At 65.3% G+C, this 12,803-nt stretch carries 7 protein-coding genes and 2 rRNA genes; 3 read left to right on the top strand and 6 right to left on the bottom strand.

The window, feature by feature from the left end:
* Positions 1–64: 64 nt before the first annotated feature.
* Together BEP68_RS17390 and cls are read left to right on the top strand one after the other, a co-directional pair.
* Positions 65–1,342, top strand: a complete 1,278-nt coding sequence (locus BEP68_RS17390; protein WP_053097814.1) for a DUF445 domain-containing protein — start codon at positions 65–67, stop codon at positions 1,340–1,342.
* Between the two features lie 135 nt (positions 1,343–1,477).
* Positions 1,478–2,938 carry a cardiolipin synthase gene (gene cls, locus BEP68_RS17385; RefSeq protein ID WP_187250717.1) on the top strand — a complete coding sequence of 487 codons (1,461 nt, stop codon included), beginning with the start codon at positions 1,478–1,480 and terminating at the stop codon, positions 2,936–2,938.
* A gap of 22 nt (positions 2,939–2,960) precedes the next feature.
* Here cls and BEP68_RS17380 read toward each other — a convergent pair whose 3' ends face one another.
* The 4 genes from BEP68_RS17380 to hutH are packed head-to-tail and all read right to left on the bottom strand — an operon-like array spanning position 2,961 to position 8,274.
* Positions 2,961–3,866, bottom strand: coding sequence for an arginase family protein (locus tag BEP68_RS17380; protein ID WP_187250716.1), 906 nt, complete (start codon positions 3,864–3,866; stop codon positions 2,961–2,963).
* A complete protein-coding gene (gene hutI, locus BEP68_RS17375; protein WP_187250715.1) occupies positions 3,847–5,064 on the bottom strand; it encodes an imidazolonepropionase in 1,218 nt (405 codons plus the stop codon). The genes BEP68_RS17380 and hutI overlap by 20 nt, the downstream gene beginning before the upstream one ends.
* Complete coding sequence (gene hutU, locus BEP68_RS17370) at positions 5,061–6,740, bottom strand: urocanate hydratase (RefSeq protein WP_053097822.1); 1,680 nt, start codon at positions 6,738–6,740, stop codon at positions 5,061–5,063. Before hutU ends, hutI begins: the two co-directional genes overlap by 4 nt.
* Positions 6,733–8,274: a histidine ammonia-lyase gene (gene hutH / locus BEP68_RS17365; protein ID WP_187250714.1), complete on the bottom strand. Its 1,542-nt coding sequence runs from the start codon at positions 8,272–8,274 to the stop codon at positions 6,733–6,735. The genes hutU and hutH overlap by 8 nt, the downstream gene beginning before the upstream one ends.
* Positions 8,275–8,326: 52 nt before the next feature.
* On the opposite strand from hutH, the gene BEP68_RS17360 reads away from it, so the two are divergent.
* Positions 8,327–9,103: an IclR family transcriptional regulator gene (locus BEP68_RS17360; RefSeq protein WP_410054844.1), complete on the top strand. Its 777-nt coding sequence runs from the start codon at positions 8,327–8,329 to the stop codon at positions 9,101–9,103.
* Between the two features lie 122 nt (positions 9,104–9,225).
* Here BEP68_RS17360 and rrf read toward each other — a convergent pair.
* A 5S ribosomal RNA gene (rrf, locus tag BEP68_RS17355) occupies positions 9,226–9,343 on the bottom strand.
* 109 nt (positions 9,344–9,452) lie between these two features.
* Positions 9,453–12,557, bottom strand: a 23S ribosomal RNA gene (locus tag BEP68_RS17350).
* Positions 12,558–12,803: the final 246 nt, after the last annotated feature.

The following is a 12,803-nucleotide window of genomic DNA, read 5'->3' as shown; positions in this document are numbered from 1 at the left end:
AGGGCGAACGGACCGGACGCTGCAAGCCGACCTCAGCGAGGACTCCCCGTGAAAGGATGACGTCATGCCGCGAACCCCGATGGCGCTCCTGTCGCCCGCAGACCAGGTACGACTTCGCGCTCTTCGCCGCATGAAGGCGGTGGCTCTCGGAGCGCTGATCTTCATGGCGGTCGTGTTCGTGATCGCGTTCGCCTTCCAGGAGCGACAGCCGTGGTTGGCCTACGTCCGCGCCGCCGCTGAAGGCGGCATGGTGGGTGCTCTCGCCGACTGGTTCGCCGTGACCGCGCTCTTCCGTCGGCCGCTGGGGCTGCCCATTCCGCACACCGCGATCATCCCGAACCGGAAGGATGAGATCGGCCGCACGCTGGGCGAGTTCGTCGAGACGAACTTCCTCGAGGCGAGCGTCGTGCGCACCAAGCTCGCGAGCACGGCGATCGCGAAGCGCGCCGGTGAATGGCTGCGTGAGCCCGCCCACGCCGAACGCGTGGCGGCCGAGGGGGCGACGATCGCGACCGCCGTCCTGAACGCTCTCAGCGACGACGACGTGCGCGACCTCATCACCGACCTCGCCCGCGAGCACCTCGTCTCTCCCGAGTGGGGACCGCCCGCCGGCGCCTGGCTCGAGAAGATCGTCGAGGCCGATGCGCACCACGGGGCGGTCGACCTCGCCGCCGACAGCATCGGCCGCTGGCTGGATGCGAACGCCGAGTCGTTCTCGGGACTCATCTCGCGCAGGCTCCCCGGGTGGGTGCCGAAGCTCGCCCACCGATTCGTCGACGACACCGCCTACAACGAGGCGGTCAAGTTCGTCCGCGCCGTGCAGGCCGACCCGAAGCATCCGGCACGCATCGCCGTCGACGGCTACCTCGCCCGCCTCGCCGACAGCCTGCAGAACGACCCCGCGACGAGGGCCAAGCTCGAGAACGCCAAGGCATCGCTGTTCGACAGCCCCCGCGTGGGCGCCCTCGCCGCCGAGGCCTGGGACACGGCGAAGAACGGACTGCTCACCGCCCTCGCCGACCCCGAGAGCGGTCTGCGTGTGCGGGCAGCACAGGCTCTGCAGGAGATCGGCGACAGGCTCACGACGGATGCCGCGCTGCAGCACCGCGTCGACACGTGGGTGTCGGATGCCGCAGTGTTCCTCGTCGACCGCTACCGCCACGACATCGCGTCGATCATCACCGACACCGTCGAGCGCTGGGACCCGGTCGAGACGACCGAGAAGATCGAGCTCATGGTCGGCCGCGACCTGCAGTACATCCGTCTGAACGGCACGTTCGTCGGCGCGCTCGCGGGCCTGGCGATCTTCACGATCGCGCACCTGCTGATCCCCGGGGTCTGAGCAGCGCGGACGGCATCGCACCCTCCGGGTGAGGGCCTGTGGAGGCGCGGCCGCGCCACTGCTAGCGTGCACCTCACTCGCGCAGGTCGCACGGGGAACCCCTCTGGCATGCCGGCATCCCTCGAAGGAGGAGTCATGGACTCGCTGCTCTCCGCGAACCTGGTCTGGTCGGTGCTCGCGATCGCGGCGTTCTGCATCAACGTACTCGCGCTGATCTACATCCCGCGCGATCGTAAGCCCACCGCGGCGATGGCGTGGCTGCTGCTCGTGTTCCTGCTTCCTTTCATCGGCATCGCGCTCTACCTGCTCATCGGAGACTTCCGGCTGCCGAAGAAGCGCCGTGACGAGCAGCAGCGCATCACGGCGATGATCGCCGAGCGCGCCCTCGACCTTCCGGATGCCGAGGCTCCGCGGTGGCTGCAGCGTGTCGCGCAGCAGAATCACGCCCTCACCGGCCTGCCGATGGTCGGTGCCTCGTCGGCGCAGCTGATCGACGACTACCAGGCATCGATCGACGCGATGGCCGCAGCCATCGACTCCGCCGAGCGATACGTGCACGTGGAGTTCTACATCGCGGCGCGCGACGAGACGACCCGGGGCTTCTTCGACGCGATGGAGAGGGCCGTCGCCCGCGGGGTGACGGTGCGCCTGCTGGCCGACTACATCGCCTCGCGCAAGATCCCGAAGTCGGAGGAGACCTTCGCGGAGCTCGACAGGGTCGGCGTGACGTGGGCATGGATGCTGCCGGTTCGCCCGCTCAAGGGCGAGTACCAGCGCCCCGATCTGCGCAACCACCGCAAACTCGTCGTCGTCGACGGCCACGTCGGTTTCGTCGGCTCGCAGAATCTCATCTCCCGCGACTACAACTCGGAGAAGAACATCAGACGCGGCCTCATGTGGCAGGAGCTGGTGTCCCGCGTCGACGGACCGGTCGTCGCCCAGGTCGATGCGGTGTTCCTGTCGGACTGGCTCATCGAGACCGGCGAGGACCTGTCCGCGGTCGAACGCGTACCGGCCACCGCCGTTCCCGCACCTCCACCCGCCGATCTGCACTGCCAGATGGTGCCGAGCGGGCCGGCATACGGCACCGAGAACAACCTGCGGATGTTCCTCTCGCTCATCCACGGCGCGACCGAGAAGGTCATCCTGACGAGCCCGTACTTCGTGCCCGACGAGGCGATGATCTATGCCATCACCACGGCATGCCAGCGCGGACTCGACGTGCAGCTGTTCGTATCGGAGCTCGGCGACCAGGCGATGGTCTATCACGCACAGCGGTCGTACTACGAGACGCTGCTGCGAGCCGGAGTGCGCATCTTCCTCTACCCCGCGCCGTACATCCTGCACGCCAAGCACTTCTCGATCGACGACGACATCGCCGTGATCGGCTCGAGCAACATGGACATCCGCTCCTTCAGCCTCAACTCCGAGATGTCGCTGCTGGTGCGGGGCGGGTCCTTCGTCGCGCAGATGCGCCAGGTCGAGCAGAAGTACCGCGCCGCCGGGCGGGAGCTGACACTCGACGAATGGCTGCGCGAGCCTGCGAAGTCAACCTTCCTCGACGGCCTGTTCCGGCTGACATCGGCGCTGAACTGAGTGGCGCTCTCCCGACGCCGTGTCAGCGGGACGCGAGCGCCGCGAGCATCTCGAGCACGCACAGCGCGGCGAGCCTCACCGTGCGGAGGTCGTCGGTGTCAGCGGTCGCATCGACCTCGGCGATGTCGGCGCTGACCACACGCGGGTCGCCGACGATCGCGCGCACGAGGTGGCGCAGCTCCCACGCGGCGAAGCCGCCGGGAACGGATGCCGGGCAGCCCGGCGCCGCGGAACGGTCGGCCGCGTCGACGTCGACGTCGAGGTGGATGCGGGCGGCGGCACCCGCTCCGGCGATGCGCGTCGCCTCCGCGACGACGTCCTCGATGCCCCGGCGGCGAACCTCGTCGAGGGTGATCACGCGGATTCCCCACCCGGCAGCACGCGCCGCGTAGGCGGCGGAGTTCGCGAAGTCCGCGATGCCGATCTGGACGATCCTCGTCGGGTCGATCCTCTCGCCATCGGGCGCGTCTTCGATCAGCCGACGGACGGGCGATCCGTTCGAGATGCCGTCACGCAGATCGAAGTGCGCGTCGATGGTGATGAGTCCGGTGGCCCCGGCACCGCGCGCGACCGGATAGGTCAGGGCGTTGTCGCCCCCGAGTGCGATGACGAGACGGGTGGCGTCAGCGAGCTCGCGCACGCGCCGGACGGTGGTCGCGATGCCGTCCTCGCCGTCCGGCTCGTCGACGTCCCCGGCATCGAGCACGCGGAGTGCCGCCCCGAGATCGACCACGGGCGGCCCCATGAGCGTCGCGCTGTACCGGGTGAGCGCCTCGCGGATCGCGGCGGGCGTCGCGTGTGCTCCGGTCGGTGACAGCGAGGTGCGCCAGGTCGGCACGCCGAGCAGCACGGCATCCGCGTCATCCCCTGTCTCGAACCCGGGCCAGGAGCCCGCGCGCGGCCAGAACTCATCGTGCGACAGTGCCATGATTCGTCCCCTCTGCCGTTCCGGATGCTGCGAAGACCCCGACGCCGTCCTTCCACACCCGCTCGACGAGCGGGACTCCGGGTCGGTAGGCGAGATGGATGCGGGTCGGCGCCGACAGCAGCACGAGGTCCGCCCGCGCGCCCGGCGTGATCACGCCGACATCGTCGCGGCGCAGCGCCAGAGCGCCCCCGGCGGTCGCCGCCCACACCGCCTCGGCGGGGGTCAGGCCCATGTCGCGCACCGCGAGCGCGATGCAGAACGGCATCGACGACGTGAAGCTCGATCCCGGATTCGTGTCGCAGGCGATCGCCACGGTCACGCCCGCGTCGATGAGTCGTCGCGCGTCGGGATACGGCTGGCGCGTCGAGAACTCCACCCCGGGGAGCAGCGTGAGCACCGTGTCGGATGCTGCCAGCGCCTCGATGTCGGAGTCGGTCAGGTAGGTGCCGTGGTCGACGGATGCCGCGCCGAGGTCGACGGCGAGGCGTACTCCCTCACCCGGGCCGAGCTGACTCGCGTGCACTCGGGGAACGAGCCCCTGTGCGATGCCCGCCTCGAGCACCCTTCGCGACTGCTCGACCGAGAACGCACCCGTCTCACAGAACACGTCGATCCACTTCGCATGCGGAGCGCACGCGTCGAGCATCGGCCCTGTCACCAGGTCGACGTACTCGTCCGCGCGGTCGGCGTACTCCACCGGCACCACGTGCGCTCCGAGGAAGGTGACCTCGGGCGTGACTTCCGCCGCGAGGCGCACCAGGCGCTCCTCGTCTCGCACGCTCAGGCCATAGCCGCTCTTGATCTCGACCGTCGTGGTGCCCTGGGCGAGCATCTCGTCGACGAATACCCGCAGACGCGCGCGCAGCTCGTCGTCGCTCGCCGCTCGTGTCGCGGCCACGGTCGAGCGGATGCCGCCGGCGGCGTATCGCTGCCCCGCCATCCGGGCCTCGAACTCCACAGCGCGGTCGCCTCCGAAGACCAGGTGGCTGTGGCTGTCGACGAAACCGGGGATGACGGCGCGACCCGCCGCGTCGAGGACGACGTCGGCCTCCGGCGCATCCGCGGCGGACCCGACCCATGCGATCCGCTCGCCGTCGATGAGCACTGCCGCGTCGACGAGCGTGCCGAAGCGGTCGCCGTCGGGCGAGGCGACGTTGGTCGTCAGCTCGGCGATGTTCGTGATCAGCGAGGTGCTCACAGCATCGGCACCTTGAGTCCACGCTCACGGGCGATGTCCCGAGCGTGCTCGTATCCGGCGTCGACATGGCGCATGACGCCGGTGCCCGGATCGTTGGTGAGCACGCGTTCGAGCTTCTCGGCGGCGAGCGCCGATCCGTCGGCGACGGTCACCTGCCCTGCATGGATCGAGCGCCCGATGCCGACTCCGCCGCCGTGGTGCAGCGACACCCACGATGCACCGGATGCCGTGTTGAGCAGCGCGTTCAGCAGGGGCCAGTCGGCGATCGCATCCGAGCCGTCCTTCATGGCCTCCGTCTCACGATACGGCGACGCCACGGAGCCGGAGTCGAGGTGGTCGCGGCCGATCACGATCGGCGCGGCCAGCTCCCCCGAGGCCACCATCTCGTTGAACTTGAGGCCGGCGAGGTGGCGCTCCTTGTATCCGAGCCAGCAGATGCGCGCGGGCAGTCCCTCGAAGTGCACCTTCTCGCCGGCCTTCTCGAGCCAGCGGTGGAGAGCCTTGTCTTCGGGGAACAGCTCGGCGATCGCACGGTCGGTCTTGTAGATGTCCTCGGGGTCGCCCGAGAGCGCCGCCCAGCGGAAGGGTCCGCGACCCTCTTCGAACTGCGGGCGGATGTACGCCGGCACGAAGCCCGGGAACTCGAAGGCGCGATCGAATCCGCCGAGCTGCGCCTCGGCCCGGATCGAGTTGCCGTAGTCGAAGACCGCGGCCCCGGCATCCTGGAACGCGACCATCGCCGCGACATGCTGAGCCATCGACTCGCGCGAGCGGCGGGTGAACTCCTCCGCATCCCGCTCGGCCTCGGACTTCCAGTCGGCGACGGCCATGCCGACCGGCAGGTAGGCGAGCGGGTCGTGCGCGCTGGTCTGATCGGTGACGATGTCGATCGGCACCCCGCGACGCAGCAGCTCGGGGAAGACCTCGGCCGCGTTGCCGACCACGCCCACCGAGAGCGCTTCGCCCGCATCCTTCGCCGCGACGACCCGCGCGATCGCCGCATCGAGATCGGTGGTGTACTCGTCGAGGTAGCCGTGCTGCACACGACGGGCGAGACGCGACTCGTCGACGTCGACGATCAGCACGGCGCCGTCGTTGAGGGTCACCGCGAGCGGCTGAGCGCCGCCCATGCCACCCGCACCGCCGGTCAGCGTCAGCGTTCCCTTGAGCGAGTCCTTGCCCAGCGAGCGGGCGACCGCGGAGAACGTCTCGTACGTGCCCTGCAGAATGCCCTGGGTGCCGATGTAGATCCACGACCCCGCGGTCATCTGGCCGTACATGATCAGACCGAGCTCTTCGAGCTTGCGGAACTCGGGCCAGTTGGCCCAGTCGCCCACGAGGTTCGAGTTGGCGATCAGCACGCGCGGCGCCCACTCGTGCGTGCGGAAGACGCCGACCGGCTTGCCCGACTGCACGAGCAGCGTCTCGTCCGGCTCGAGCTCATCGAGCGTGCGGACGATCGCGTCGTACGCCTCCCAGCTGCGCGCCGCCTTGCCCGTGCCCCCGTAGACGACGAGGTCTTCGGGGTGCTCGGCGACCTCGGCGTCGAGGTTGTTCATCAGCATCCGCTTCGCCGCCTCCGCACCCCAGCTCTTGGCGGTGCGCTGGTTGCCACGGGCGGCGCGAACCGTGCGCGGCCCGGTGGTCGGAGTCGTATCCGTCGTGATGTCAGTCATTCGCGTGCTCCTTTGCGATGCGGGCGATGGCGCCGGACTGCACGAGTGCGGTCACGGCCTCCATGTCGGGTGAGAGGAATCGGTCGGGTCCGGGGCCCGCGGCGACCGTGCGCACCAGGTCGCGCACCGCTCCGGTCGCGGGGCCGGCCTGCAGCGGAGCGCGCAGATCCAGCGCACGGGCACCGGTGAGCACCTCGATCGCGATGACACGGCCGAGGCCGTCGATCGCACGGCGCAGCTTGCGAGCAGCAGCCCACCCCATCGAGACGTGGTCCTCCTGCATCGCCGAGGACGGGATGGAATCGACGGATGCCGGAACGGCGAGCCGCTTGAGCTCCGAGACGATTCCAGCCGCCGCGTACTGCGCGATCATCAGCCCCGAGTCGACACCGACCTCGTCGGCGAGGAAGGGCGGCAGCCCGTGGTTGCGTGCCGGATCGAGCGCGCGGTCGGTGCGCCGCTCGGAGATGGAGGCCACGTCGGCGACCGAGATGGCCAGGAAGTCCAGCACCGCCGCGACCGGTGCACCGTGGAAGTTGCCGTTCGACTCGATGCGCCCATCGACCGTGATCACCGGGTTGTCGATGACGCTGGCGAGCTCGCGCTCGGCGATGGTCGATGCGTAGCCCATCGTGTCGCGCGCGGTGCCGTGGACCTGCGGCGAACAACGCAGGGAGTATGCGTCCTGCACGCGCCCGTCCTCCGGTCCCTTGTGGCTGTGCACGATCGGCGAATCGTGCAGGAAGGCCCGCAGGTTCGCCGCCGACTCGGCCTGGCCGGACTGCGGTCGCAGCGCCATGAGGTCGGCCGCGAAGACGGCATCCGTGCCCAGCTGCGACTCGACCGACATCGCCGCCGCCATGTCGGCCGTCACGAGCAGCGTCTCGAGGTCGTGCAGCGCCAGCACGAGCATGCCGAGCATGCCGTCGGTGCCGTTGATGAGCGCGAGGCCCTCCTTCTCGACGAGAGTGAGGGGATGGATGCCGGCTGCGGCCAGCGCGTCGGATGCCGGGATGAGCGTGCCCTCGGCGTCACGCACATCGCCCTCTCCCATCGCCGCGAGTGCGATGTGCGCGAGCGGGGCGAGGTCACCGGAACACCCCAGCGATCCGTATTCGAGCACGATCGGGGTGATGCCCGCGTTCAGCAGAGCAGCGTAGGTCTCGACCACGACGGGGCGAACACCCGTGCGGCCGGAGGAGAGCGTCTGAAGGCGCAGCAGCTGCAGGCCGCGGACGACCTCGCGTTCGACCTCGGCGCCGGTGCCGGCCGCGTGCGAGCGGATGAGGCTCGCCTGCAGCTGAAGGCGGCGGTCGGGGGCGATGAAGGTCGTCGCGAGCGCGCCGAAACCCGTCGAGACGCCGTAGTGCGGGTGCGGATCTGCCGCGAGTCCGTCGATCACGCGCCGCGTCTCCGCGACCCGGTCGAGAGCGGCGGAGCTGATCGTAACGCTCGCGCCATGGCGCGCCACCGCGACGACGTCGGCGGGGCTCAGGGGTGCATCGCCGACGAGGACGGCGGGAAGATCGGTCATGTCTCGATTCCACACCCGACGGCTCGCGCGTGGCAGGTGATCGTGACATCCTGTGTCTGTGATCCCAGACAATGAAGTGGCCGCCGCGCAGGTGCCCGCCGCCCACAACACGCTGCGGATCCTGAGTTATCTGGCCGGGCGCCCCGCGCCCGTCGCCGCCTCGGCGATCGCCCGCGAACTCGAGCTGCCCCGCTCCACCGTCTATCACCTGCTCACGACCCTCGCTACGCACGGGTTCGTGCTGCACATGAAGGAAGACCGGCGCTGGGGCCTCGGCACCTCGGCATTCGAACTCGCCGGCGGATATGCGCGGCAGCAGCCGCTCGCGCGCATCGGGCGGCCTCTTGTGGCCGCCCTCTCAGATCGTCTCGGGGAGAGCACCCACCTGGCGGTGATGAGCGGCGGCGACGTGCTCTATATCGTCGAGGAGCGCGCTCCCCGACGGCAGGCTCTCGTGACGGATGTCGGCGTCCGCCTGCCCGCGCACCTCACCGCCTCGGGGCGGGCCATGCTGGCTGCGCTCCCCCGCGAGCAGGTGCGCGCACTGTATCCGAGCGCGTCTGCGTTCCCCGACCGTACGGGACGCGGCCCCAGGAAGCCGGGCGAACTGCGCGAGCTGCTGCGCACCGTTCGTGAACGCGGCTATGCGACCGAAGACAGCGAGGTGGCAGACGGACTGCGCAGCGTCGGCGCCGTCGTCCGCGATCATGCGGGCTGGCCCGTGGCCGCGGTCGCAGTGACCTGGGCCGGCGGCGAGCTCGATGAGCGTATCCTCGCGGACGCCGTGATCGAGACGGCGTCCGTACTCGAGTCACGGCTCAAGCGCTGACGCTGCGCATTCTCTGCTGCGCCCGGTCAGTCGACGACTGCGCTTGCACTTGCGCTTGCGCTTGCGCACGCGTTAACGCAGAAAAGCCACCCAACATTGGGTGGCTTTTCTGTGTAAAAGAAGTCCGGCGGTGTCCTACTCTCCCACAGGGTCCCCCCTGCAGTACCATCGGCGCTGTGAGGCTTAGCTTCCGGGTTCGGAATGTAAACCGGGCGTTTCCCTCACGCTATGGCCGCCGAAACACTATTGATGTTTCAATCAAACCTATAGACAAATCATTGTTGTCTGTAGGGTTCTCGACCGTACATCGAGAACCACTCAGTGGACGCGTAGCACCAACAAACGGTGTGTTATCAAGTCATCGGCTTATTAGTACCAGTCAGCTGCATGCATTACTGCACTTCCACATCTGGCCTATCAACCCAGTAGTCTGGCTGGGAGCCTCTCACCCGAAGGTATGGAAATCTCATCTTGAGGCCGGCTTCCCGCTTAGATGCTTTCAGCGGTTATCCATCCCGAACGTAGCTAATCAGCGGTGCTCCTGGCGGAACAACTGACACACCAGAGGTTCGTCCAACCCGGTCCTCTCGTACTAGGGTCAGATCCTCTCAAATTTCCTACGCGCGCAGCGGATAGGGACCGAACTGTCTCACGACGTTCTAAACCCAGCTCGCGTACCGCTTTAATGGGCGAACAGCCCAACCCTTGGGACCTACTCCAGCCCCAGGATGCGACGAGCCGACATCGAGGTGCCAAACCATGCCGTCGATATGGACTCTTGGGCAAGATCAGCCTGTTATCCCCGAGGTACCTTTTATCCGTTGAGCGACAGCGCTTCCACAAGCCACTGCCGGATCACTAGTCCCGACTTTCGTCCCTGCTCGACCTGTCAGTCTCACAGTCAAGCTCCCTTGTGCACTTACACTCGACACCTGATTGCCAACCAGGTTGAGGGAACCTTTGGGCGCCTCCGTTACTTTTTGGGAGGCAACCGCCCCAGTTAAACTACCCACCAGGCACTGTCCCTGAACCGGATTACGGTTCGAAGTTAGATATCCAGAGTGACCAGAGTGGTATTTCAACAATGACTCCACATGAACTGGCGTCCATGCTTCACAGTCTCCCACCTATCCTACACAAGCCACACCGAACACCAATACCAAGCTGTAGTAAAGGTCACGGGGTCTTTCCGTCCTGCTGCGCGTAACGAGCATCTTTACTCGTAATGCAATTTCGCCGAGTTCGCGGTTGAGACAGTTGGGAAGTCGTTACGCCATTCGTGCAGGTCGGAACTTACCCGACAAGGAATTTCGCTACCTTAGGATGGTTATAGTTACCACCGCCGTTTACTGGGGCTTAAATTCTCAGCTTCGCCTTGCGGCTAACCGGTCCTCTTAACCTTCCAGCACCGGGCAGGCGTCAGTCCGTATACATCGTCTTGCGACTTGGCACGGACCTGTGTTTTTAGTAAACAGTCGCTACCCACTAGTCTCTGCGGCCTCCAAACGCTTTCGGAGCAAGTCCTAATACGTCGAAGGCCCCCCTTCTCCCGAAGTTACGGGGGCATTTTGCCGAGTTCCTTAACCACGATTCTCTCGATCTCCTTGGTATTCTCTACCTGACCACCTGAGTCGGTTTGGGGTACGGGCGGCTAGAACCTCGCGTCGATGCTTTTCTTGGCAGCATAGGATCATCCACTTTTTATCCGCATCGTGTCTCAGCCTATGTGAGAGACGGATTTGCCTATCTCTCGGCCTACGCACTTGCACCAGGACAACCATCGCCTGGCTTGGACTACCTTCCTGCGTCACACCTGTTAATACGCTAACCGCACCAGAATGGGGTCGTGCGCTAGGCCCAACGCGTCACCCCGAAGGGATCAGTCACTGGGATTCAGACACTTAGCACTACTGGATTAGCTTGGGCGGTTCTTCGCCGGTACGGGAATATCAACCCGTTGTCCATCGACTACGCCTGTCGGCCTCGCCTTAGGTCCCGACTTACCCAGGGAAGATTAGCTTGACCCTGGAACCCTTGGTCTTTCGGAGGACGTGTTTCTCACACGTCTTTCGCTACTCATGCCTGCATTCTCACTCGTGTAGCCTCCACGGCTGGTTTACACCGCCGCTTCGCTGGCCACACGACGCTCTCCTACCCATCAACACGGCTGGACCACGAAGGCCTACCAATAATGTCAATGCCACAACTTCGGTGGCGTGCTTGAGCCCCGTTACATTGTCGGCGCGGAATCACTTGACCAGTGAGCTATTACGCACTCTTTCAAGGGTGGCTGCTTCTAAGCCAACCTCCTGGTTGTCAAGGCAACTCCACATCCTTTCCCACTTAGCACGCGCTTTGGGACCTTAGTTGGTGGTCTGGGTTGTTTCCCTCTCGACTATGAAGCTTATCCCCCACAGTCTCACTGCTGCGCTCTCACTTACCGGCATTCGGAGTTTGGCTGACGTCAGTAACCTTGTAGGGCCCATCGGCCATCCAGTAGCTCTACCTCCGGCAAGAAACACGCAACGCTGCACCTAAATGCATTTCGGAGAGAACCAGCTATCACGAAGTTTGATTGGCCTTTCACCCCTATCCACAGCTCATCCCCTCAGTTTTCAACCTAAGTGGGTTCGGTCCTCCACGACGTCTTACCGTCGCTTCAACCTGGCCATGGATAGATCACTTCGCTTCGGGTCTAGGACATGCGACTGAATCGCCCTATTCAGACTCGCTTTCGCTACGGCTACCCCTCAACGGGTTAACCTCGCCACATATCGCTAACTCGCAGGCTCATTCTTCAAAAGGCACGCTGTCACAGCTACTAAGGCTGCTCCAACGGTTTGTAAGCAAACGGTTTCAGGTACTATTTCACTCCCCTCCCGGGGTACTTTTCACCTTTCCCTCACGGTACTTGTCCGCTATCGGTCATCTGGGAGTATTTAGGCTTATCAGGTGGTCCTGACAGATTCACACGGGATTTCACGGGCCCCGTGCTACTTGGGATACTCTTCGCGCCACGGTTGGCATTTCGACTACGGGGTTGGCACCCTCTATGACCGGCCTTTCAAGACCGTTCGTCTATACCATCGTGTAACGCCGCCATCTCGGCAGAGATGACTGAAAAGTCCCACAACCCCCAACGTGCAACGCCTGCCGGCTATCACACACGCTAGGTTTAGCCTGTTCCGGTTTCGCTCGCCACTACTAACGGAATCGCGGTTGCTTTCTCTTCCTGTGGGTACTGAGATGTTTCACTTCCCCACGTTCCCTCTACCCGCCCTATATATTCAGGCGGGAGTCACTAGGTCGGCACGCCGCCCAGCGGGGTTTCCCCATTCGGACACCCTCGGATCAAAACTTGCTTATCAGTTCCCCGAGGCTTATCGCAGATTGCTACGTCCTTCTTCGGCTCCAGATGCCAAGGCATCCACCGTTTGCTCTTAAAGACTTGAAATCACATGAGTTTGAATCAGAATCGACACCAGACCCGAAGGCCTGGCATGAAATTGACTAATGATCTTTAAGATCATCTTGTGCAACCGACCGAAGCCGGCTGCAAGATGCTCGCGTCCACTGTGTAGTTCTCAAAGTACGGGCGGTACCCCTTCTCGCCACCCCCACAGGGGAAACAACAAGAGGCCCAGAGGTACAGAAACGATCCGAAGATCGCATCCGGTCCCTCAGGACCCAACAGCGTGCA

It is taken from the genome of Microbacterium sp. 4-7, assembly GCF_014332665.1.
In the GTDB taxonomy this organism is placed as follows: domain Bacteria; phylum Actinomycetota; class Actinomycetes; order Actinomycetales; family Microbacteriaceae; genus Microbacterium.
Note: the sequence above shows the minus strand (reverse complement) of the source record. Positions and strands in the feature narration are given on the sequence as shown.

What these genes read in the sequence shown, in the direction of transcription:
- BEP68_RS17390 (WP_053097814.1), top strand. Translation starts at nt 65, where the DNA reads ATGCCGCGAACCCCGATGGCGCTCCTGTCGCCCGCAGACCAGGTACGA.
- cls (WP_187250717.1), top strand. Translation starts at nt 1,478, where the DNA reads ATGGACTCGCTGCTCTCCGCGAACCTGGTCTGGTCGGTGCTCGCGATC.
- BEP68_RS17380 (WP_187250716.1), bottom strand. Translation starts at nt 3,866, where the DNA reads ATGGCACTGTCGCACGATGAGTTCTGGCCGCGCGCGGGCTCCTGGCCC.
- hutU (WP_053097822.1), bottom strand. Translation starts at nt 6,740, where the DNA reads ATGACTGACATCACGACGGATACGACTCCGACCACCGGGCCGCGCACG.
- hutH (WP_187250714.1), bottom strand. Translation starts at nt 8,274, where the DNA reads ATGACCGATCTTCCCGCCGTCCTCGTCGGCGATGCACCCCTGAGCCCC.